Here is a 21,331-nt window from a genome sequence, read left to right on the forward strand (position 1 = left end):
GCGACGGGACGGGTCAAGTCGGGCTGAAGAATTCAGGCCGGCTCTTCGTCGGTGCGCTCGATGTCGCCCTTGCGGAACGGGCCGGCCTCGGTCAGTTCGCGCACCGCGGCGGCGACGTGGGCGCGCTCGTGCTTGAGATAATCGGCGACGGCACGGCGGAAACCGGGGTCGACGATGTAATGGGCGGAGTAGGTGGTCTGCGGCAGATACCCGCGGGCGATCTTGTGCTCGCCCTGGGCGCCGGCCTCCACCGTCTTGAGGCCGCGGCGGATGGCAAAATCGATCGCCTGATAATAGCAGACCTCGAAATGCAGGAACGGATGATGCTCGACGGCGCCCCAGTGTCGCCCGAACAGGGTGTCCGAGCCGATGAAGTTGATGGCGCCGGCGATCCAGCGGCCCTCGCGCTTGGCCATGATCAGTGCCACGTCACGGCTCATGGTTTCACCGATCAGCGAATAGAACGCGCGGGTAAGGTACGGGCGGCCCCACTTGCGCGAGCCGGTTTCCATGTAGAAGGCGAAGAAGGCGTCCCAGGCATCCTCGGTGATGTCGTCGCCGGTCAGTGCGTGGACGGTGATGCCGTTGGCAAGCGCATCGCGGCGCTCGCGCTTGATCGCCTTGCGATGACGTGAGTTCAATGTGGCGAGGAAATCGTCGAAGCCGGCGTAGCCGTTGTTGTGGAAGTGGAACTGCTGGTCGGTCCGCTGCAGGAAACCGTTGTCGGCCAGGAACTTCCATTCGTTCTCGCGCGCGAAGGTGACGTGCACAGATGACGCATGGGTGGCGCCGCACAGCGCGACCAGCCCGTTGGCCAGAACCGCCCCGACCTGTGCCACATCGAGGGGATCGCGGATCAGCAGCCGCGGTCCGGTCGCCGGGGTGAAGGGAACCGAGGCCTGCAGCTTCGGATAATACTGCCCGCCGGCGCGCTCATAGGCGTCGGCCCAGCCGCGGTCGAATACGTACTCGCCCTGCGAATGGGATTTCAAATAGACCGGCACGACGCCGATCACCGCGTCGCCGCGTTTGGCGACGAGGTGGCGGGGGCCCAGCCGGTGCGGATGCAGGCCGAATTCGACTTCTCCAATGCGAGCAAGAAAGCATGAGAAATGAATGGGTTGTAGGTCGAAGCGGAGGTAATGCAGTGATGCCCGCCGGGGGCGGCGGAGGCCAGCGTATCAAGCGTGCGGAGATTGCCGACGTCGCTGCCCGAAGTCGCGCAGGCGTCCCAGTCGGAAGCCGCGATCTGGCTGATGGAGGACAGGGCTTCGAGGGTTATGTCCGATGACGTCATCAATCACTTGAACCGGTCAGTTGCGATCAGCCGTCGCGGTGACCGTCCCTAACATTGTGCATCGCGCTGATGACTTCAAGGGTCAGGCGCCAGGCACAAAACCCTCGAAGATCATCTGGTCGGCATAGGCAGTCGCGGCGGCGCGCTGCTCCGGGGTGCGCACGGTCCAGGCGAGCAAGGCACAACCGAAGACGTGGCGGGCGATCCACGGCTCCGGGGCCGGCAACTGGTTGACCCAGTAGGCGACGAAATGCGGTCGGGTCCGGAAGGCGTGGCGAAGATGAAGCATGTCGGCACGCTGTGCCGCCGAGAGCTTGCTCCACTCGCCGTCGTCATAGCTGCGCTGCGCGGTGATGCCGCGCACCAGGTCCGGAATCTGCTGGCGCAGCGCCAGCACCTGGTCGGGGTCGAACGACATGCCGGCCACCGGGCCGCGATAGGATTTCAGGATTTCTGCAACCCGCCCAACGAGTTTACGGTCGCCGTCAAAGTGACTTTTCACTTCGAGCACCAGCGCCACGCGACCGCCGACCATGGCGCAGAGATCGCTCAGCGACATCATCCGCTCGTCGGTGTCCTTGAAGCAGATCTGTCGCAGCTCGGCGGCAGTCTTGTCACGCAACGCGCCGGTGCCGTCGGTGAGGCGGCCGAGCATGTCGTCATGGTGCACCATCGCTTCGCCGTCGCTGGTGAGCTGCAGATCGACCTCGATGCTGAAGTTGCCCGCGATGGCGGCGCGAATCGCAGCGGGCATGTTCTCGATCACGCCGTGGGCGCGGTCGTGCAGGCCGCGATGCGCCACGGGGCGGGCGGTCAACCAGTCGGGTGCACGCATGGGGGTTTCCGTCAGGCGACTTCGAACACGCCTTCGACCTCGACCGCCGCATCGGCAGGCAAGGAGGCAACGCCGACTGTGGTGCGGGCGTGGCGGCCCTTGTCGCCGAACGCCGCGACCATCAGATCGGAGGCACCGTTCAGCACCTTCGGTCCGTCGGTAAAATCCGGCGCCGAATTGACGAAGCCGCCGAGCCGGACCACGCGAACGACCTTGTCGAGATCGCCAAGCGCCGCCTTGATCTGGGCCAGCAGGTTGATGGCGCAACCGCGCGCGGCGGCGCTGCCCTGTTCGACGGTGACGCCGGCGCCGAGCTTGCCCTTGGCAATCAGCTTGCCCTCCGGATTGACGCAGACCTGGCCGGACACGAACAGCAAATTGCCGGTGCGCACGAAGCCGACATAGTTCGCCACCGGGCTCACCGGCTCATGCAAGGTGATTCCCAGATCTGCAAGTTTCTGCTCGACCGTTCCTGCCATTGTCGTCCCCGATATTGATGTAAATGCCGAATGGTTGAAGCCAAGACGTTCCGGCGCAACCTGTTTCGCTGATCGCAGTCAGACATGCACCAGAAAATATGGCGTTTCGACAGCCATTTTTGCTTTTCCGGGCAATCAGCCCCAGTTGCGGCGCAATGCGACGCTCTTTATTGTTCAAATCATTGCTTCGAGGACACATGATGCGCCGCCCATCCTCCCTCTCGCGCCTTCGCCTCGGTTCGCTGGCGCTCGCAACCGTGGTGCTTGCGAGCGTGCCGGGTCTTGGCATCCGCGCGTCTCATGCCGCTGCCAATGCTCCGTTCCTGTCGCATCAGGCGCTGTATGAACTCAACCTGCTGAAATCTCGCGGCAGCGCGGCGATCAACAGCGCTCGCGGACGCATCCTGTACAATTTCTCCGGCAGCGCCTGCGAAGGCTACACCTCGGATTTCCGCCAGGTGTCGGAGCTGGAGAGCGGCGAGGGCAAGAACACGCTCAGCGACCTGCGCTCCACCAGCTGGGAAGACGGCGAAGGCAAGAGCTATCGGTTCAAGATCGACACCCGGATGAACGACGGCGATCCCAGCGCGGTCGATGGCATCGCCGAGCGCAGTGGCGATCATATCACCGTGAAACTGAAGCAGCCGGTGACGAAGACGTTCAACCTCGATGGCGCCACCGTGTTTCCCACCGAGCAGATCCATCGCATCATCGCCGCCGCGCGCGACGGCAAGTCGGTGCTCGAGCTCAAGGTCTATGACGGCTCCGACACCGGCGAGAAGGTCTACAACACGCTCACCGTGATCGGCCAGGCGATCCCCGGCGATCGCGCCGCCAAGGAGCCGGACCCGGCGACATCCAGCGAGGCGATGAAGTCGCTGACGCGCTGGCCGGTGACGGTCAGCTATTACGACGAGTCGGCCAAGCCCAGCAGCGGCGAACAGTCGCCGGTCTATGCCATGTCATTCGAACTGTACGAGAACGGCGTGTCGCGCTCGCTGGTGCTGGACTACAATGATTTCGTGATTTCCGGCACCATGGGCAAGTTCAACGTCAAGGACTCCAAGCCTTGCAAGTGAAGTAGGTGTAGGGTGGGCAAAGCATCGGCGCCCGCAGCGCCGCGATGCGTGCCCACCATGTCTACTTACCGCGCGTGATGCTGGGCACGGCGCAACAGCGCCTTTTCCCACCCTACGAACGCCAGCTTCTATGAGATGGGCCCCGGATCTGCGAAGCTATACTCGGTATTGCATCGCGTCCGGGGCAAGAGCCTAGGCCGTTTGGCGCCGCTACTCGTTCGCCTTCTCAGGACCGTCATAGGCGATGCCGCGAATTACCGCGGCGTTGCCGAATTTCCTGCGCAGGTCATCCATGGCCCGCTCGGCATCGGCGGAGCGGCGGTCGATCATGTCGGTGTCGCCGGCCTGCGACCCCGGCACCAGCGCGCTGACGCCGGTGCCGATCAGGCGGAACGCGGTGCCGTCGATTTCCTTGGCCAGCATCTCGCGCGAGATCGCGAAGATCTTGGCCGCCAGTTGCGTCGGAGCATGGATCGACTGCGACCTCGTGCGCTGGCGAAAGTCGGCGGTCTTCAGTTTCAGCGTGATCGTCGTGCCGGCGAGTTCGCCGCTCTTCAGTCGCGACGACACCTTCTCTGACAGTCGCCACAGGATCTTCTCGAGCGCCGCGAAGTCGCGGATATCGTCGTTGAAGGTGGTCTCGTTGGAGATGGTCTTGGCGCCACGGTCCGGCACCACCTTGCGGTCGTCGATGCCGCGCGCCAGCCGCCACAGCCGGCGGCCTTCGCCGCCGAACTGTTTCATCAACTCGACCTCGTCGGCGCGCTGCAGGTCGCCGATCTTGCGAAAGCCGCGCCGCGACAGCCGTTCAGCAGTCGCCGGTCCCACGCCATAGATGAAGCCCACCGGGCGCTCGGTCAGCATGGCGCAGGCATCGGCCTGATCGATGGCCGCGAAACCGCGGGGCTTGTCGAGGTCGGAGGCGATCTTGGCCAGGAACTTGTTCACCGACAGGCCGACCGACACGGTGATGCCGACGTCGCGTTCGACCTGGCCGGCAAACCGCGCCAGCACCTTTGCCGGGATCATGCCGTGGAGGCCCTGGGTGCCGGCGAGGTCGAGGAACGCCTCGTCGATGGACAGCGGTTCCACCAGCGGCGTCAACGCCTGCATGGCACGGCGCACCTCGCGGCCGACGCGGACATATTTGGCCATGTCAGGCCGCACCACCGCGGCCGAGGGGCAGAGTTCCAGCGCCTTGAACATCGGCATGGCGGAACGCACGCCATAGGTGCGGGCGATGTAGCAGGCCGCCGACACCACACCGCGCTTGCCGCCGCCGATGATCACCGGCCGGTCGGCGAGGTCCGGATTGTCGCGCTTTTCCACGGTGGCGTAGAACGCGTCGCAATCGATATGCGCCATGGTCAGCGCGGGCAGGGCGCGGTGACGCAGCAGCCGCGGCGAGCCGCAGGCGCTGCAGCGCGTCGCGCCGGCATTTTGGTCAGCAAGGCAATCCCGGCAGAAGCAGCGCGGTCCGCTCGGCTCTGGCGGGCGGTCGGTCACGGTGCGTCACGTGTGTCGGATCTCGCCCAGCGCCTGCCGCGCCGCCGCAATCGTCGTCGGGTGGAGGTCGGAGGCGGCGGCAAACGCCTTCACCGTCTCGTCATCGCGCAGCACGAAGTCCAGTACGCTGACCAGGAACTGAGGATCGGTAGCAGCGGACCGCAGCGTCTCCGGCCCGATTCCGTCTCGGACAGAAATAAGCCCAGTCGCTCGGGCTCGCCGGCGACAAAGGAAAGGGCCTGAATTGCAACGATTTCAGCCACTTCCTTCGGGTTATGACGGGTTTTTTCATCGCCTGCGTTTGCCTTTCCGTAACTTATAGTCTCTATTTTGAAGCAACATGCCGAAGTCACCGGAGCGATTCCATGATGTGGAAGATAGCACAGGTGACAAAGGCGCTCTGGTCGGGTGGGCCGGAGCAGATCTGACGGACATCTGGATTCGCTTTGGAAACGTCTGGCTGCGCGGCGATCGCACTTCGCCTGGCGGTCATTGAACGTTGACGTTCGGGATTGGAGGATGGGATGGCCAAAACCGTCCTGATCGTGGAGGACAACGAGCTCAATATGAAGCTCTTTCGCGATCTGCTGGAGGCCCACGGCTATAACACCGCCGGCACCAGCAACGGCTTCGAAGCGCTCGACCTTGTGCGCAAGCTGCATCCTGACCTGATCCTGATGGATATTCAGCTGCCGCAGGTCTCCGGCCTGGAAGTGACACGCTGGATCAAGGACGATCCCGAACTGCGTGCGATTCCGGTGGTCGCCGTCACCGCTTTCGCTATGAAGGGTGATGAGGAGCGCATTCGCGAGGGCGGGTGCGAGGCCTACCTGTCCAAGCCAATTTCAGTCGGCAAATTTATAGAAACCGTTCGACGTTTTATCGGGTAGGGAGATTTTCGATGTCCGCGCGTATCCTGGTCGTCGACGATATTCCCGCCAATGTCAAATTGCTGGAAGCGCGGCTTTCGGCTGAGTATTTCGATGTGGTCACCGCATCGAACGGCGCGCAGGCGCTGGAAATCTGCTCGCGCGCCGAATGCGATATCATTCTGCTCGACGTCATGATGCCCGACATGGATGGCTTCGAGGTCTGCCGCCGGCTGAAGTCGAATCCGGCAACGCACTTCATTCCGGTGGTCATGGTGACGGCGCTCGACAGCCCGGCCGATCGCGTGCGCGGCCTCGAGGCCGGCGCCGATGATTTCCTCACCAAGCCGGTGTCCGACGTGGTGCTGATCGCGCGCGTTCGGTCGCTGACCCGGCTGAAGATGATGACTGACGAACTACGCATGCGCGCCATCACCTCGCTGGAAATCGGCGTGCAGGCGCCCGAGCGTAGCGCCGTGTCCGATCTCGGCAAGGGCGGCCGCATCCTGCTGGTGGACGACCGGCCGTCATCCTATGAGCGGCTGGCGCCGGTGCTTTCGGCCGAGCATACCGTCGATGTCGAGCCGAACCCCGCCGAGGCGCTCTTCCATGCGGCCGATGGCAACTACGATCTGCTGATCGTCTCGCTCAGCCTTGAAAATTTCGACGGGCTTCGGCTGTGCAGCCAGGCGCGCTCGCTGGAGCGCACCAGGCAGGTGCCGATCCTGGCGATCGCCGACGCCGACAACAATGCCCGGCTGTTGCGCGGTCTGGAAATCGGCGTCAACGACTACCTGATGCGCCCGGTGGACAAGAACGAATTGCTGGCGCGGGTGCGCACGCAGATCCGCCGTCGCCGCTACACCGATCACCTGCGCGACAACATGCAGAATTCCATCGAGATGGCCATCACCGATGGCCTCACCGGGCTGCACAATCGCCGCTACATGGAAAGCCATCTGGAGACGCTGGCAGAGCAGGCCGCGACGCGCGGCAAGCCGCTGGCACTGATGATGCTCGATATCGACTTCTTCAAATCGATCAACGACAACCACGGCCACGATGCCGGCGACGACGTGCTGCGCGAGTTCGCGGTGCGTATCCGCAAGTCGATCCGCGGCATCGATCTCGCTTGTCGCTACGGCGGCGAGGAGTTCGTCATCGTGATGCCGGAGACCGACCAGCATGTGGCCGGCATGGTGGCGGAGCGGCTGCGCCGTGCCATCGCCGGCGAGCCGTTCTCCATCGACAAGGGCAGCAAGCGGATCGACGTCACCATCTCGATCGGCCTGTCGACGCTTGAAAAGAAGGGCGAGCCGATCGCCGACGTCCTCAAGCGCGCCGACGTGGCGCTGTACCGTGCCAAGCACGATGGCCGCAATCGCGTGGTTGCGGCGGCGGCGTAAGCGGCTCTGCGATCTCCGCCGCCATCCTGATGTGCTCGCCGTCTTCGGCGAGCCTCGAAGGATGATGCCCCGCGCTGTCGCCCTTCGGATCTCGCGAAGGCTCGCACCTGAAGGTGACGACGCGTCCATTTCAGCACAACAAAAAAACGGGACCCTTTCGGGTCCCGTTCAATCCGTCAGCAGCTGAAGAGACAGCGCTTACTTGATCTTGGATTCCTTGAACTCGACGTGCTTGCGCGCCACCGGGTCATACTTCTTCTTGACCATCTTGTCGGTCATGGTGCGAGAATTCTTCTTGGCGACGTAATAGAAGCCGGTATCCGCGGTGGAAACGAGCTTAACCTTGATGGTGACCGCTTTGGCCATGGCAAAACCTCTGAATGTCAGGAATCGGTGACAGCCAGAGCACTGGCCGCGTTGGGGCGCAAACTAGCCTCGAACGCCCCAAAGTCAAGGTTTTCCAGTCGCAATAACCGCCCGAATCCGGCCCTTTAGCCCGGAAAGAAGCGGTTTTCGGGGCGTGGCAGGCCCAGATTCTCCCGCAGGGTGGTTCCCTCGTACTCGGTGCGGAAAATACCGCGGCGTTGCAGTTCCGGGATGACCTTGTCGACGAAGTCGTTGAGGCCTTCGGGCAGATAGGGGAACATGATGTTGAAGCCGTCCGAGGCTTCGGTCTCCAGCCATTCCTGCACCTGGTCGGCAATGGTCGTGGGCGTGCCGACAAAGGCCGAACCGCCGTAGCCGCCGAGCCGCTGCGCGAGCTGGCGGACCGTCAGGTTTTCCCGCGCAGCGAGATCTATCACGCGCTGGCGTCCGCTCTTGCTGGCGTTGGTCTCCGGAATATTGTCGGGCAGCGGCCCATCGGGATCGAAGCCGGAGGCGTCGGTGCCAAGGCTGATCGACAGCGAAGCGATGGCGTTGGCGTAGTGCACCTTGCTGTCGAGCAGGGCGCGCTTCTCACGGGCCTCCTCGACGCTGTCGCCGACCACCACGAAGGCGCCGGGCAGGATCTTCAGATGGTCGCGGTTCCGGCCAAGTCTGTCCATACGGCCCTTGATGTCGGCATAGAGCTTTTGCGCATCGCCGATCGCACCGCCGCCGGTGAACACCGCTTCGGCTGTTTCCGCTGCCAGTTGCCTGCCGTCGTCCGAAGCGCCGGCCTGCACGATCACCGGCCAGCCCTGGACGGGACGGGCGATGTTCAGCGGTCCGCGCACCTTGAAGTATTTCCCCTTGTGATCCAGCACATGCATCTTGTCGGGATTCATGTAGATGCCGCTCTCGACGTCGCGCGGAAAGGCGTCGTCGGCGAAGGAATCCCACAGGCCGGTGACCACGTCGTAGAATTCGCGGGCGCGTTTGTAGCGCTCGGCATGCTCCATGTGATCGTCGAGGCCGAAATTCAGCGCCGCATCGGGATTTGAGGTGGTGACGATGTTCCAGCCGGCACGGCCGCCGGAGACGTGGTCGAGTGAGGCGAAACGGCGGGCGACGTGATACGGCTCGTCGAAGGTGGTGGAGCCGGTGGCCACCAGCCCGATATGGTCGGTGACCGCGGCGAGCGCCGACAGCAGGGTGAACGGCTCGAACGATGTCACGGTGTGGCTGCGCTTCAACGCCTCGATCGGCATGTTGAGCACGGCGAGATGGTCGGCCATGAAGAAGGCGTCGAACTTGCCGGCCTCCAGTTTCCGGATCATCTGCTTCAGAGCGGGAAAATTGAAGTTGGCGTCGGGGAGAGCGCCGGGATAACGCCAGGCTCCGGTGTGAATGCTGACCGGCCGCATGAACGCCCCGAGCCGCAACTGACGCTTCGCCATTGCCAGATCCCCATGTGATGACCGGCCAGAGATAGGCACAGCGCGGCCTGATGGTACCCCCGGGGACCGAGAAGATTATTGCGATTTACGTGCGTCGAAGGTGAGAATTGCCCGCCGCTGTCCCCGACCGCCGGCGTCGTGGCCCATTCGAATTCGGCGCAGCGACGAGCGTCAGAACTCGTTGTCGCCAGCGCGGTATTCGCTCGCCATCAGCTCTTCGTTCTCCGCGAGTTGAATCCAGGCCAAAGCCAGATCAAGCATGGCGCGGACTTTCACCGGGTCATCTTCCATATGTGCCCGCACGCCAAGCGCCGCTGCAGTTTGACGGTATTGCAACGATACAGAAGTGAAGGTCGAAAGCTCGGCCTCTTCGATCCGGTGCAACTGTCCCACGTCTGAACTCCTCGCGTCAGGAGATCCAAGTGCTAGCGGTTTCCTTGCCGGATTGCATTAGAGAGTTTTTAAGAATGCTTCCAAACTGGGGCTGATTTTGTCAGAGGTCGCCGGGCTACTTGTTGAGTAGCACCTCGTCGTCGCATCAATGGAGCAACGGCGGCGCGCGATGTTCAGCGGCCCCGTGGATTCTGTCGCTCATTAAATTTGAATTTGAGCTAAGTACCGGCCGGATGTCCACAGCCGACTTCACCGGGACAAGTGCGCGTTCAATGGCCGATCTTGGTCGCGAGCGATGCAAGCCCGGTGATTGCCGTTTCGGCATCCTTCAAGTAGCGCCCCTTGAAGTACACGGCATCGATGACACCCGTGATGGCAAACATGATTGCAAAGATCACAACGCCGCGCATGTTCGTTCTCCGGCTGGAACAATGCAAACGCCCGGTCCGGGCGCATCCAATCGCAACCTGAAGGTGAGATCAAGCGCTGCGGGGGCCGGTATGTGGCTCCCGGCCATCCCATGAAAATAGTGGTTAATCACTCGAAAACCGGTCGCTTCGATGCCCGGAAATCAGCCTTCGCCCGGCAGTATGTCGAGCTGCATCTTGCCGCCGTACCAGTGGAAAAACGGCAGCGGCGCGTCATGGCGCAGCGGGCCGGTGGCCAGGCGCTTCTGCAACTGGTTGAGCACGTTCTTGGTCATGGCGTGGGCGTCGGCCAGGTGCTCCGATCCGAGTTCGACCCACACCAGCTCGACCAGTTCGGCATCCGCATGGACCACGCCGTCGATGCGATGCGCGATGGCCGATGCGTCGGCGGTAAAGAACCTGGTATCAAAACGCTTGATGCGGCCGGGCGGAGTAATGGCGCGGGCGATCAGGAACAGACCGGAGGGATCGGGAAGCAGGCCGGCATCGCTGAACGCTTCCCAGCCGCCGCTCAGTTTCGGCACGACGCCGTCGGTCTTGCGGCCGAGGCAGAGGCCGGTCTCCTCGCAGGCCTCGCGAATTGCCGCGACAGCGAGCGACCTGGCCCGCGATGGCGGCGTCTTCGGACTGCCCTTGGCGAGATTGGCTTCAAGTTCGGGCGGCAGCGGCGCGGCGATCGGGATCCTGTTGTCGGTGGGATCGACCCGGCCGCCGGGAAACACAAACTTGCCGGGCATGAACACCACGTTTGCATGGCGTTTGCCAACCAGCACTTTCGGGATCGGCCCGGAGCGGTCCACCAGCATCAGCGTCGCGGCATCACGCGGACGCTTGTACGGATGGTGATCCGCTTCCTTGCCGACCTGGACCTCGCTCATTCCATCCTCCGAAATTTCTTGTTGTTCTTGATCGCGGAGGGGCAGCGTATCAGTCCGGATTGCCGTCGCCAAATCCGTGCATGCGGAAGGCCCACTGCAGGCCGACCACTGCACCCTTCACCGGCTGCAGCAGCAGCAATGAAGCAATCAGCGTGAACGGCAGGTAGATAGCGAGTTGCAGCCAGATCGCCGGCGCGTAATCGGTTTCGATCCACAGAATCACCGGCACCAGCACGTGGCCGACGATGACGATCACCAGATAGGCCGGCAGATCGTCGGCGCGATGATGGGTGAAATCCTGTCCGCACTTCGAACAGTGATCGTCGACCTTGAGGAAGGCACGAAACAGCTTGCCTTCGCCGCAATTCGGGCAGCGACCGCGCAGGCCGCGCTTCATCGCCGTCCAGACATTGCGCTTCTCGGGGACCACGGCATCGGGGGTCCAGACCTTGGTTTCCGTAACGGTCATCACTTGCCCTTCCGCTTTTTCGGTTTGCCGGCTGTCGATGCACCGGCGTTGCTGTTCGTCGTGTTGCCCTGCGCAGCCTTGGCCTTCAATCGGGCATTTCGTCCAAGCTTGATCTTTTTCGGTGGCTTGGCCGGTTTTGTCGAAGGTCCCTTCGAGACCCCCTTGGCGGACCTGCCGCCCGTGTTCCGGCCGATGCCGGCAGACCGATCGCCGCGCGCCTCGCGCCGCTGGCTTCTGCGTTCAACGTGACCTTCCGATAAAAGTTCAAAGCGCAGTGCGCCGGCCACCGGCGCCGCTTCGACCAGGCGCACATCGACCACGTCGCCGAGCGTATGCATGGCGCCACTGCGCGTCCCGACCAGCGCGTGTCGCGCTTCGTCGTAGTTGAAGTATTCGGTGCCCAGCGTACGGATCGGGATCAGCCCGTCGGCACCGGTATCTGCAAGCTTTACGAACAGGCCGGCCCGGGTAACGCCTGAGATGCGGCCCTGGAACGTGGCGCCGATGCGATCGGCGAGGAAATGCGCGATCAGCCGGTCCGCGGTTTCGCGTTCGGCCTTCATGGCGCGGCGCTCGGTGACGGAGATCTGCGCGGCGACTTCGGCCAGCGTCTCCACGGTCTCGGTATCGGGCAGGGCGCCTTCGCCGAGGCCTAGCCCACGGATCAGCGCACGATGAACGATCAGATCCGCGTATCGCCTGATAGGAGAAGTGAAATGAGCGTAGCGCCGCAGGTTCAGGCCGAAGTGCCCGTAATTTTCGGAGGAGTATTCAGCCTGGGCTTGCGAGCGCAACACCACTTCATTCACCAGCGGTTCGGAATCGTGTCCCTTGACCTTGGCCAGCACGCTGTTGAACAGCGACGGACGCAGCGCGCCACTCTTGGCGAACGGCATGTCGAGGGTCTTCAGGAATTCCTGCAGGTTGTGAACCTTCTCGAGAGTCGGTTCATCGTGCACCCGATAGATAAGCGGCAGCGCCTTCTTTTCAAGCATCTCGGCCGCCGCGACGTTGGCCAGGATCATGAACTCTTCGATCAGCTTGTGGGCGTCGAGGCGCTGCGGCACGATCACGCGATCGACGGTGCCGTCGGCCTTCAGCAGGATCTTGCGTTCGGGGATGTCGAGATCGAGCGGATCGCGCTCATCGCGCGCCAGCTTGACGAGATCATAGGCGGCATAGAGCGGCTTCAGGATCGGCTCGAGGATCGGCCCGGTGGTATCATCCGGCCGGCCGTCGATGGCGGCCTGCGCCTGCGCGTAGTTCAGCTTCGCCGCGGAGCGCATCAGGATACGGTGGAAGCTGTGCGAGCGCTTGCGGCCATCGGGGCCGATCACCATGCGCACCGCGAGCGCGCCGCGGGCTTCGCCTGGTACCAGCGAACAGAGGTTGTTGGAGATGCGCTCGGGCAGCATCGGCACCACGCGATCCGGAAAATACACCGAATTGCCGCGGATCAGCGCGTCGTGGTCGAGCGCCGATCCCGGGCGCACATAGAAAGCGACGTCGGCGATGGCGACGATGACCACCATGCCGCCCTTGTTGGCGGGATCCGGATCCGGCTCGGCATAGACCGCGTCGTCGTGGTCCTTGGCATCCGGCGGATCGATGGTGACCAGCGGCACGTCGCGCCAGTCCTCGCGGCCAGCCAGCGTCGCCTGTTTGGCGGCCTCGGCTTCGCGCAGCGCTTCAGGCGAGAATGCCTGCGGAATTTCGTGGGAGTGGATGGCGATCAGGCTGACGGCCTTCTCGGTAGCCAATGAGCCGAGCCGCTCCTTCACCTTGCCGGAGGCGAGGCCATAGCCGCGCGTGCGCACCAGATCGACGCTGACCAGGTCGCCGTCCTCGGCGCCGCCGCTGTCGGCCTTCGAAATATTGAGTTCGCCGCGGCCGGCCTGCTTCTTGTCGACCGGGATCAGCCGTCCGCCGCCATCCGGCAATTTTCTGAATATGCCGAGCAGGCGGGGCCGTGACTGGTCCAGCACCTTGGTAACGCGGCCGAGATAGGAGGCGGTGTCGCCTTCGCTTTCCAGTTTCTCGATGCGCAGAAGCGCACGGTCGCCGACACCGGCGGCGGTGCCGGCAGCAGGGCGGCGCGGCACGTGGATGCGGATCTTGGGCGCCGGGCCACTGGCGACTTCGTCCCATTCAGCGGGCGTGGCGATCAGCTCGCCATCGCTGTCGCGACCGGTGACATCGACGATCAGGGTCGGCGGCAGCGCCAGCGGTTCGGCGATGGTCTTGCCGCGCTTGGCGATGGTGCCGGCGTCGGCGAGCTCACGCAGGATGCGTTTCAGCTCGATGCGGTCGGCGTTCTTCAGGCCGAACTCGCGGGCGATTTCGCGGGTGCCGATCTTGCCGGGATGAGTGCGCACGAACGCAATGATCGCATCCTGGGTCGGAAAGCCGGTGTCGCGCTTTTTACTCACAATTATCCGTTCTTGCCCGCGCTCTTCTTCGCGACAGTTTTGGCGGCCTTCTTGGCCGGCGTGGTTTTGGCTTTGACTGGCGCGCGCGCCTTGCTGGCCGCGGCACCTTCGGCCTTGGGCTTCGCTGCCGCCTTTTTCGCGACGGCTTTCTTGGCCGGTTTCTTATCGGCGGTATCGGCCTTGGCCGCAGCCTTCTTCGCTGGCGCTTTCTTCTTGGCGCCACGCTTCGGCTTGCCGCCGCCCTTGGCGGCGCGCTCCTCGATCAGCGCGATGGCTTCCTCGAGCGTGATGGTCTCCGGCGTCTTGTCGCTGGGCAGCGTGGCATTGATGCCGTCGACGCTGACATAAGCGCCGTAGCGGCCGTTCTTCACCGTGATGGTGCCGCCGCGCTGCGGATGCTCGCCGAGCGCCTTGCCGGGGTCGGCGCCGAAGCGCCGGCCGCTCGGGCCCTTCAGGATCTTTTCGGCGATCAGGGTCACGGCGCGGTTGAGGCCGATGTCGAACACCTCATCGCCGGCCTCGAGGCTGGCATAGGTCTTCTCGTGCTTGACGAACGGACCGAAACGACCGAGCCCCGCGGTGATCGGCTCGCCGCTCTCCGGATGCTTGCCGATTTCGCGCGGCAGCGACAACAGCTTCAAAGCGATATCGAGTTCGATATCGCTGGGCGAGGTGTTCTTCGGGATGCCCGCGCGCTTCGGTTTTTCGCCTTCGCCATAGTCCTTGGCGTCGCCGAGCTGGATATAGGGGCCGAAACGGCCGGCCTTGACGGTGACGTCGAGGTCGGTTTTCGGGTCCTTGCCGAGGATGCGGTCAGCGCTGGCTTCGCTATCGGCAGCGAGCGGCCTTGTGTAGCGGCATTCCGGATAGTTGGTGCAGCCGACGAAGGCGCCGAACTTGCCGGCCTTCAGATTGAGCTTGCCGGTGCCGCAGGTCGGGCACTGGCGGGGGTCGCCACCATCCTCGCGCGGCGCATAGATGTGCGGGCCGAGCATGTCGTCAAGCGCATCGAGCACCTGCGTCACGCGCAGGTCCTTGATCTCGTTGACGGCGCCGATGAAGTCGCCCCAGAAATCCCTGAGCACCTGCTGCCAGGAGATCTCGTTGTTAGAGATCTTGTCGAGCTGCTCTTCCAGCGCCGCGGTGAAGTCATACTCCACATAGCGGGCGAAGAAATTTTCCAGGAACGCGACGACGACGCGGCCCTTGTCCTCGCCGTGCAGGCGCTTCTTTTCCAGCTTCACATAGCCGCGGTCCTTCAGCACCTGCAGGATCGAGGCATAGGTCGAGGGCCGGCCGATGCCGAGCTCTTCCATGCGCTTCACCAATGATGCTTCCGAAAAGCGCGGCGGCGGTTCGGTGAAGTGCTGAGCGACGTCGAGCTTTTCCTTCTTCAGCGGCTCGCCTTCGCTCATGGCGGGCAGGCGGCGGCTGTCCTCGTCCTCGGAATCGTCGTCGCGGCCTTCCTGGTAGACCGCGAGGAAGCCGTCGAACTTCATCACCTGGCCGGTGGCGCGCAGTTCCAGCACGCGGGCGCCGGCCTTGGCCGTGATGTCCACGGTGGTGCGCTCCATCTCGGCGGATTCCATCTGGCTGGCGATGGTGCGCATCCAGATCAGGTCATAGAGGCGGTACTGGTCGTTATCGAGCCGCCCCTTCAGGCTGTCCGGCCGTCGCGACATGTCGGTCGGGCGGATCGCTTCATGGGCTTCCTGGGCGTTCTTGGCCTTGGCCACATACTGCCGCGGAGCTTCCGGCACGTACTGCTTGCCGTAGTCCTCGCCGATCACGGCACGGGCCTGCACGATCGCGGAACTGTCGATCTGCACGCCGTCGGTTCGCATATACGTAATGAGACCGGTGGTTTCGCCGCCGATGTCGATGCCTTCATAGAGACGCTGCGCGATGCGCATGGTGATCGCCGGCGCGAAGCCGAGCTTGCGGCTGGCCTCCTGCTGCAGCGTCGAGGTGGTGAAGGGGGCCTGCGGATTGCGGCGTGCCGGTTTTGCCTCGACGGTGGTGACTTCGAACTTCGCGGCTTCGATGGCCTGCTTGAAGTCCTCGGCTTCCGCGCCGGTGCCGATGTCGAGGCGCTGCAGCTTCCTGCCGTCGGCGCCAACCAGGCGGGCCTCAAAACTTTCACCGCGCGGCGTCGACAGCGTCGTCAGCAGCGACCAGTATTCGCGCGGCACGAATTTTTCGATTTCCAGTTCGCGGTCGCACACAAGGCGCAGCGCCACCGACTGCACACGGCCCGCCGAACGGGCGCCGGGCAGTTTGCGCCACAACACCGGGGACAGGGTAAAGCCGACCAGATAGTCGAGCGCGCGGCGCGCCATATAGGCGTCGACCAGCGCGCCGTCGATCTGGCGCGGGTTCTTCATCGCCTCGGTCACCGCCTGCTTGGTGATGGCGTTGAACACGACGCGTTCGATCTTGTGGTCCTTGAGCGCGCGCTTTTCCTTGAGCACCTCGAGCACGTGCCAGGAGATCGCTTCACCTTCGCGATCAGGGTCGGTTGCGAGGATTAGCTTGTCGGCGCCCTTGAGTGCCCGGGCGATATCGTTAAGCCGGCTTGCCGCCTTCGGGTCGATCTCCCAGATCATCTGGAAGTTAGCGTCGGGATCGACCGATCCGTTCTTGGCAGGAAGGTCGCGCACATGGCCGAACGAAGCCAGCACCTCGTAGTCGGAGCCGAGGTACTTGTTGATCGTCTTGGCCTTGGAAGGCGACTCGACAATGACGATATTCATGTCATTCCAATAGCTTATAGGGGAAATTCGGGCCGGTTCCGCGAGAGTCGCGTCGGCCGTTTCGCGGCGAACATGGGTCTAGAGGATGCCCGTGTCAAATCGTCAAGTGTTGATGGCACAGGGAAAACACAAGGCCGCATTTACTTATGGTTGTAAATTGCGCGCGTTGGTTGCATTGTGGCGCCGAAACTTGACCCATTTGGCGGCCCCAAGCCGTGACCGACGGAAGGCCAGCGCAATGACGTCATCCAGCGGCGACGAGCCGGTCCGCGATGGCGACCCGGGTGAGGCCGCCCATTATCTCCGGGATGCGATCACCGAGTTGTCGCAGATTGCGCACCGCCATGGCCTGGAGACGCTCGCATACCTGCTCGACATGGCCCAGATGGAAGCCAGTGAGGTGCTGGTGCGACTGAGCAACGGATCCAGCTCATCAGGCACCTGACATCGTGGACTTTACTTCCGTGTCGCCCGCGCCGAGCAACCGGCCATCGGCCGATCGCAGTTCGAGTCTTCGCACCGGCTGGCCGGTGTGGCGGTCCACGAGTCTGTTGTTACAGCCGCCGGGGCCGAATGCGTGATCTTCACCCCACTGCCTTAGCGCCACCATAACGGGAAACACCGCGCGTCCCTTCGCCGTCAGCACATAGTCCTGATAGGCGCTGCCGTCGGCTGCCGCCTCCATCGTCAATATGCCGTTTGCCACCAGCGCGCGCAGCCGCGTGGCGAGAATGTTTTTCGCCAGCCCAAGCTTCCTCTGAAATTCGCTGAAGCGGCGAACGCCCATCATGGCGTCGCGGATAATCAGCATCGACCAGCCGTCGCCAATTTCGCTCATCGCCCGGGCGATCGGGCAGGCGGCGGTTTCCAGACTTGTTCGTTTCGCCATGACGCATCTCCGGCTGGGCGCAAGCTTTTCGGCGGCCAAGTGGTTGCATTATGAAACCATTTACTCTAAATGTCTATATGGTTTTTAAATGCAACCAGATTGGATCGGAGAGCAATGATGAAACTGGCAAACAAGACGGCACTGATCACGGGCGGCAATAGCGGCATCGGGCTGGCCACCGCTCGGCTATTCGTGGCGGAGGGGGCGAGGGTGGCGATCACCGGCCGCGACAAGGCGCGGCTGGATGCGGCTGTCTAGGAACTCGGGCCCAATGCGCTGGGTATCGTGGCTGACGCCACCGACGTGGCCGCCACCGAAGCCGCGGTCGTCAGGGCGGTGGCGCAATTCGGCAAGCTCGACATCGTCTTCGCCAATGCCGGCATCAGCGCCAGCACGCCCGTCGGCGGCACCTCGCTGGAGGTTTTCGAGTCGGTGCTGAAAACCAATATCACCGCGGTGTTCTTCACGGTTCAGGCGGCGGCGCCGCATCTCAACGACGGCGCCTCGATCATCCTCAACGGCTCGGTGATCTCGGTGCTCGGCAATCCCGGCTACGCGGCCTATGCCGCAAGCAAGGCCGGGGTGCGTGCCATGGCACGGGTGATGGCGTCGGAACTGTCGCCGCGCAACATCCGCGTCAATGTCGTATCGCCCGGCGGCACCAGCACGCCGATCTGGAATCGGGCAGCGCCAACGCCCGACGCTGTCACTGCACTCGAAGCAAGAATCTCACAGGCGATTCCGCTCGGCCGTTTCGGCAAGCCCGAGGAGGTAGCGAAGACCGTGCTGTTTCTCGCTTCCGATGATGCGTCCAACATCCCGGGCGCGGAAATCTTCGTCGATGGCGGCGCCACCGCGTCGCCCGCCGGTGCGCCGATCTTTCGCGGGTAAGCTCGTCATTCCGGGGCGCGGGCGGCGTAAGCCGACCGCGAACCCGGAATCTCGATATGTTTGAACATCTCCGGATTTCCAGCCATTCCAATGGGAATCGCTGAGGTTCGCGCGCAGCTGGCGCTGCGCGCGAACCGGGAATGACAGGGCGCTATGCCGCGCGAAGATCCGTTGCTGCCTGCAAGGCGCCCGTGATCGCCTTCTCGCGATGCTCCGGTCCGGCGCCGATACCTTCGGCGACGATGACCTCGATGTCGGTGACCCCGATGAAGCCGAACACGCCGCGCAGATAGGTCTCGGCGTGTTCGTAGGCCGCGGCCGGTGCGCCAACGCCATAGAAATTGCCGCGCGACATGGCGAGAACGATCCGTTTGCCGCCGGCCAGGCCTTCGACGCCGGCCGCGCTATATCGGAACGTCTTGCCGGCCACCGCGATACGGTCGATCCAGGCCTTGAGCTGGCTCGGAATGCTGAAATTGTACATCGGCGCGCCGATCACCACGATGTCGGTGGCGAGGAATTCCTCCAGCACGGCCTGACCAGCGGCAAGGTCGGGGGCGAGTGCGGCATCCGGCGTGGCGCCCTGAGCGGCGGCAAGATGCGCCCCGGACAGATGCGACAATGGCGTCTGCGCGAGGTCCCGATAGGTCACTTGGAGGCCGGGCGTCGCTTTGACGAGGCGGTCGACGATGGCCGCGGACACCTGCCGGCTGACAGAGTGGGGGCCGAGCACGCTGGAGTCGATGTGGAGCAGTTTCATATCAGTCACCTCTGGTATAGATTTGTAACTGACGCTACATGAGTGACTGGCGAAGAACGCACAAGAAGGCACAATTTTGAAACTCGAGCACACCGATGTGCCTGTCCTGGCACCGAGCACGCCCGACCACAGCGATTGCCGTGGCGTCGCTGCGGTGCTCGCGCGGGTCGGTGACAAATGGAGCGTGCTGGTGATCATGCTGCTCGGCGACCGGCCGCGCCGCTTCAACGAGCTGAAGCGCATGGTCGGCGGTATTTCCCAACGAATGCTGACGCTGACCCTGCGCGGACTGGAGCGCGACGGGCTCGTCACCCGCACGGTGTTTCCGACAGTGCCGCCGCGGGTCGATTATGAACTCACCGATCTCGGCCGCGGCCTGAGCGAGCCGGTGATGGCGCTCGGCGCGTGGGCCCGGCATCACCTCACGGACATCGAGACCGCGCGACAAAAGTTCGACGGCCGCAATTCGACCGAGTGAGATTCAGAGCAGCGACACCAGCCCGCCGCCGTGGCGCTCCAGCCGGCCGGCGAGTTCGAGTTCAAGCAGCACGGTGCGCACAACGGACGCTTTTGTGTCGCTGAGGCGGATGAGGTCGTCGATGCCCACCGGGCTCGGCCCGAGCAGGTTGATGATGCGGGCGCGATCGCTGCTGTCGGGCTCATCGAACGACGCGACCTCATCCGGCTCGCGGCCGGGCAAATCGACCGGCCGTTCCATGATCGGCGCGACGGCGTTGATAATGTCGGCGGCTTCGGTGATCAGCATGGCGCCCTGCTTGATCAGGTTGTTGGTGCCGGCGGCACGCGGATCGAGGGCGAGCCCGGGACCGCGAACACTTCGCGGCCCTGTTCGGCGGCGATCCGCGCTGTGATCAGCGAGCCCGAACGATGCGCCGCTTCGATCACCGCGACGCCGAGGGCGACGCCTGAGATCAGCCGGTTGCGCCGCGGAAAATCTCGCGCCCGCGGCACGTGCCCCAGCGGCATTTCCGAGATCGCCGCGCCGAGTTCGAGAATGGCGAAATGCAGGTCGAGGTGCTCGGGCGGATAGACCTTGTCGTGGCCGCCGGCCAGCACTGCAATGGTGCCGCTATTGATACTTGCGCGGTGCGCCGCCTGATCGATGCCGCGGGCCGGGCCGGAGGCAATGACAAAACCGGCGTCGCCGAGATCGCGCGCCAGTTTTTCCGCGAACTTCAGTCCGGCGCCGGAGGCATTGCGCGAGCCGACGATGGCGATCATCGGTCGCATCAGCGCGTCGCGTGCGCCTCGCACACCGAGCAGCGGCGGCGCATCGTCGATGCCCGCCAGCCGCGGCGGATAGCCGGCTTCGCCGGGTGCGAGCCAGTCGATGCCAAGCTTCCGGCTGGCGGCAAGTTCACGCTTTGCGTCTTCCTCGCTGCAGATCCGGCCGGGACGGGCGGCGCCGCCACGCTTCGCCAGATCCGGGAGCCGCTCCAATGCAGCCCGGGCGCTGCCGAAATGATTGACCAGAGAGCGGAAGGTGCGCGGACCCACGTTGTCGCTGCGGATCAGCCGCAGCCAGTCGATCCGCTGGGCGTCGGTCAGATGGATAACTGTCTGGTTGTCGGTGTTCACGCAGGTGCCCCTCGAGGGCAGCATCCCGCAACTTGAGGTAGTGCGCAACAAGTCAGGCGTACAGCGCCTCAGGCGCTGAAATCTGTGCTGGCGCCGGCCTGCGTTTGCGATGCGCCGTAGGATGCTTGAGGCGGTGTGGATTGCGATTGCGAAATTGCTGTGATCGCTTTCTCGACGCTTCCGCCCACCAACCTTGCGTAGCTGTCGGCGCGCCACTGCGCCAGATCCGGTCCCGCGAGGCCGGGCGGGTCGGCCAGGTCGCCGATCGATTTTGCTGCCTCGTTGGTCATCACGGCAGTCCCGTTGTTCAGCAATGTTGCGACCACCTTGCCGTCGACCTTCACGTCTGCGTAGGCGGCTTGAAACACATCGTTCGAGGCCGACGGTGGCGTGGGGTCGATCCTCAGCCCATTCTTCTCCATTCGCTCCTGCAAGCCGGGAACGTCGGCCTCGGACACGAAATGGGCCCCCTGTATTAGTTTAAGATCCGAGACTTTAAATCGCTGGCCGTTCGTTTGGCCGGCTGCTGCCGATGGGTCCGACTGGGCGTC

The 21,331-nt window shown here is 63.8% G+C and carries 19 protein-coding genes and 4 pseudogenes; 6 read left to right on the top strand and 17 right to left on the bottom strand.

Annotation, left to right across the window (positions count from 1 at the left end; genetic code table 11):
• Positions 1–32 precede the first annotated feature (32 nt).
• The 3 genes and pseudogenes from ONR75_RS15050 to ONR75_RS15060 all read right to left on the bottom strand — a co-directional run bounded on the left by ONR75_RS15050 (position 33) and on the right by ONR75_RS15060 (position 2,611).
• Positions 33–1,297: pseudogene (locus tag ONR75_RS15050) on the bottom strand (GNAT family N-acetyltransferase).
• Between the two features lie 82 nt (positions 1,298–1,379).
• The gene (locus tag ONR75_RS15055) at positions 1,380–2,132 is read right to left on the bottom strand and encodes a glycerophosphodiester phosphodiesterase (protein WP_265083280.1); all 753 of its coding nucleotides are present in this window, start codon (positions 2,130–2,132) and stop codon (positions 1,380–1,382) included.
• A gap of 11 nt (positions 2,133–2,143) precedes the next feature.
• Entirely contained in the window at positions 2,144–2,611 is a 468-nt protein-coding gene (locus ONR75_RS15060; RefSeq protein ID WP_265083281.1) for a RidA family protein, read from the bottom strand.
• A 200-nt stretch (positions 2,612–2,811) separates the two neighbouring features.
• Between ONR75_RS15060 and ONR75_RS15065 the strand changes: the two genes are divergently transcribed.
• Positions 2,812–3,690 carry a cell envelope integrity EipB family protein gene (locus ONR75_RS15065; RefSeq protein WP_265083282.1) on the top strand — a complete coding sequence of 293 codons (879 nt, stop codon included), beginning with the start codon at positions 2,812–2,814 and terminating at the stop codon, positions 3,688–3,690.
• A 210-nt stretch (positions 3,691–3,900) separates the two neighbouring features.
• Here ONR75_RS15065 and ONR75_RS15070 read toward each other — a convergent pair whose 3' ends face one another.
• Positions 3,901–5,196, bottom strand: coding sequence for a DNA polymerase IV (locus tag ONR75_RS15070; RefSeq protein WP_265083283.1), 1,296 nt, complete (start codon positions 5,194–5,196; stop codon positions 3,901–3,903).
• A 6-nt stretch (positions 5,197–5,202) separates the two neighbouring features.
• A pseudogene (locus ONR75_RS15075) lies at positions 5,203–5,459 on the bottom strand (DUF3572 domain-containing protein).
• A 261-nt stretch (positions 5,460–5,720) separates the two neighbouring features.
• Between ONR75_RS15075 and ONR75_RS15080 the strand changes: the two are divergent.
• Entirely contained in the window at positions 5,721–6,086 is a 366-nt protein-coding gene (locus tag ONR75_RS15080) for a response regulator (RefSeq protein WP_265083284.1), read from the top strand.
• A gap of 11 nt (positions 6,087–6,097) precedes the next feature.
• A complete protein-coding gene (locus tag ONR75_RS15085) occupies positions 6,098–7,471 on the top strand; it encodes a PleD family two-component system response regulator (RefSeq protein ID WP_265083285.1) in 1,374 nt (457 codons plus the stop codon).
• A 198-nt stretch (positions 7,472–7,669) separates the two neighbouring features.
• Here the strand turns inward: ONR75_RS15085 and rpmG are convergent, their stop codons facing one another.
• From rpmG to topA, 8 genes are all read right to left on the bottom strand, one after another.
• Positions 7,670–7,837, bottom strand: coding sequence for a 50S ribosomal protein L33 (gene rpmG, locus ONR75_RS15090; protein ID WP_265083286.1), 168 nt, complete (start codon positions 7,835–7,837; stop codon positions 7,670–7,672).
• Positions 7,838–7,962: 125 nt separating this feature from the next.
• The gene (locus tag ONR75_RS15095; RefSeq protein ID WP_265083287.1) at positions 7,963–9,291 is read right to left on the bottom strand and encodes an LLM class flavin-dependent oxidoreductase; all 1,329 of its coding nucleotides are present in this window, start codon (positions 9,289–9,291) and stop codon (positions 7,963–7,965) included.
• A gap of 171 nt (positions 9,292–9,462) precedes the next feature.
• Positions 9,463–9,684 carry a hypothetical protein gene (locus tag ONR75_RS15100; RefSeq protein ID WP_265083288.1) on the bottom strand — a complete coding sequence of 74 codons (222 nt, stop codon included), beginning with the start codon at positions 9,682–9,684 and terminating at the stop codon, positions 9,463–9,465.
• 269 nt (positions 9,685–9,953) lie between these two features.
• On the bottom strand, positions 9,954–10,094 hold the full coding sequence (locus ONR75_RS15105) for a hypothetical protein (RefSeq protein ID WP_265083289.1): 141 nt from the start codon (positions 10,092–10,094) through the stop codon (positions 9,954–9,956).
• 161 nt (positions 10,095–10,255) lie between these two features.
• Entirely contained in the window at positions 10,256–10,990 is a 735-nt protein-coding gene (locus ONR75_RS15110; protein WP_265083290.1) for an NUDIX hydrolase, read from the bottom strand.
• A 49-nt stretch (positions 10,991–11,039) separates the two neighbouring features.
• Positions 11,040–11,459, bottom strand: a complete 420-nt coding sequence (locus tag ONR75_RS15115) for a DUF983 domain-containing protein (protein ID WP_265083291.1) — start codon at positions 11,457–11,459, stop codon at positions 11,040–11,042.
• Entirely contained in the window at positions 11,459–13,888 is a 2,430-nt protein-coding gene (rnr, locus tag ONR75_RS15120; protein ID WP_265083292.1) for a ribonuclease R, read from the bottom strand. The genes ONR75_RS15115 and rnr overlap by 1 nt, the downstream gene beginning before the upstream one ends.
• Before the next feature lie 2 nt (positions 13,889–13,890).
• Positions 13,891–16,641, bottom strand: a complete 2,751-nt coding sequence (gene topA, locus ONR75_RS15125; RefSeq protein ID WP_265083293.1) for a type I DNA topoisomerase — start codon at positions 16,639–16,641, stop codon at positions 13,891–13,893.
• A gap of 238 nt (positions 16,642–16,879) precedes the next feature.
• Here topA and ONR75_RS15130 point away from each other — a divergent pair, with 238 nt between their 5' ends.
• Positions 16,880–17,086: a hypothetical protein gene (locus tag ONR75_RS15130; protein WP_265083294.1), complete on the top strand. Its 207-nt coding sequence runs from the start codon at positions 16,880–16,882 to the stop codon at positions 17,084–17,086.
• On the opposite strand, the gene ONR75_RS15135 is transcribed toward ONR75_RS15130, so the two are convergent.
• Positions 17,075–17,530: a winged helix-turn-helix transcriptional regulator gene (locus tag ONR75_RS15135; RefSeq protein ID WP_265083295.1), complete on the bottom strand. Its 456-nt coding sequence runs from the start codon at positions 17,528–17,530 to the stop codon at positions 17,075–17,077. The two genes, ONR75_RS15130 and ONR75_RS15135, sit on opposite strands and share 12 nt — an antisense overlap.
• A 117-nt stretch (positions 17,531–17,647) precedes the next feature.
• Here ONR75_RS15135 and ONR75_RS15140 point away from each other — a divergent pair.
• Positions 17,648–18,421, top strand: a pseudogene (locus tag ONR75_RS15140) (SDR family oxidoreductase).
• 151 nt (positions 18,422–18,572) lie between these two features.
• Here the strand turns inward: ONR75_RS15140 and ONR75_RS15145 are convergent.
• The gene (locus tag ONR75_RS15145; protein ID WP_265083296.1) at positions 18,573–19,181 is read right to left on the bottom strand and encodes an FMN-dependent NADH-azoreductase; all 609 of its coding nucleotides are present in this window, start codon (positions 19,179–19,181) and stop codon (positions 18,573–18,575) included.
• Between the two features lie 76 nt (positions 19,182–19,257).
• Here ONR75_RS15145 and ONR75_RS15150 point away from each other — a divergent pair, with 76 nt between their 5' ends.
• A complete protein-coding gene (locus ONR75_RS15150) occupies positions 19,258–19,659 on the top strand; it encodes a winged helix-turn-helix transcriptional regulator (protein ID WP_265083297.1) in 402 nt (133 codons plus the stop codon).
• A gap of 3 nt (positions 19,660–19,662) precedes the next feature.
• Here ONR75_RS15150 and dprA read toward each other — a convergent pair.
• Positions 19,663–20,804, bottom strand: a pseudogene (gene dprA, locus ONR75_RS15155) (DNA-processing protein DprA).
• Positions 20,805–20,848: 44 nt separating this feature from the next.
• Positions 20,849–21,238 carry a hypothetical protein gene (locus ONR75_RS15160; RefSeq protein WP_265083298.1) on the bottom strand — a complete coding sequence of 130 codons (390 nt, stop codon included), beginning with the start codon at positions 21,236–21,238 and terminating at the stop codon, positions 20,849–20,851.
• Positions 21,239–21,331 lie beyond the last annotated feature (93 nt).

The organism is Rhodopseudomonas sp. P2A-2r (assembly GCF_026015985.1).
Lineage (GTDB): Bacteria > Pseudomonadota > Alphaproteobacteria > Rhizobiales > Xanthobacteraceae > Tardiphaga.

Coding starts and splice junctions, on each gene's coding strand:
- ONR75_RS15055 (WP_265083280.1), bottom strand. CDS start 2,132: ATGCGTGCACCCGACTGGTTGACCGCCCGCCCCGTGGCGCATCGCGGC.
- ONR75_RS15060 (WP_265083281.1), bottom strand. CDS start 2,611: ATGGCAGGAACGGTCGAGCAGAAACTTGCAGATCTGGGAATCACCTTG.
- ONR75_RS15065 (WP_265083282.1), top strand. CDS start 2,812: ATGCGCCGCCCATCCTCCCTCTCGCGCCTTCGCCTCGGTTCGCTGGCG.
- ONR75_RS15080 (WP_265083284.1), top strand. CDS start 5,721: ATGGCCAAAACCGTCCTGATCGTGGAGGACAACGAGCTCAATATGAAG.
- ONR75_RS15085 (WP_265083285.1), top strand. CDS start 6,098: ATGTCCGCGCGTATCCTGGTCGTCGACGATATTCCCGCCAATGTCAAA.
- rpmG (WP_265083286.1), bottom strand. CDS start 7,837: ATGGCCAAAGCGGTCACCATCAAGGTTAAGCTCGTTTCCACCGCGGAT.
- ONR75_RS15095 (WP_265083287.1), bottom strand. CDS start 9,291: ATGGCGAAGCGTCAGTTGCGGCTCGGGGCGTTCATGCGGCCGGTCAGC.
- ONR75_RS15105 (WP_265083289.1), bottom strand. CDS start 10,094: ATGCGCGGCGTTGTGATCTTTGCAATCATGTTTGCCATCACGGGTGTC.
- ONR75_RS15110 (WP_265083290.1), bottom strand. CDS start 10,990: ATGAGCGAGGTCCAGGTCGGCAAGGAAGCGGATCACCATCCGTACAAG.
- ONR75_RS15115 (WP_265083291.1), bottom strand. CDS start 11,459: ATGACCGTTACGGAAACCAAGGTCTGGACCCCCGATGCCGTGGTCCCC.
- topA (WP_265083293.1), bottom strand. CDS start 16,641: ATGAATATCGTCATTGTCGAGTCGCCTTCCAAGGCCAAGACGATCAAC.
- ONR75_RS15130 (WP_265083294.1), top strand. CDS start 16,880: ATGACGTCATCCAGCGGCGACGAGCCGGTCCGCGATGGCGACCCGGGT.
- ONR75_RS15135 (WP_265083295.1), bottom strand. CDS start 17,530: ATGGCGAAACGAACAAGTCTGGAAACCGCCGCCTGCCCGATCGCCCGG.
- ONR75_RS15145 (WP_265083296.1), bottom strand. CDS start 19,181: ATGAAACTGCTCCACATCGACTCCAGCGTGCTCGGCCCCCACTCTGTC.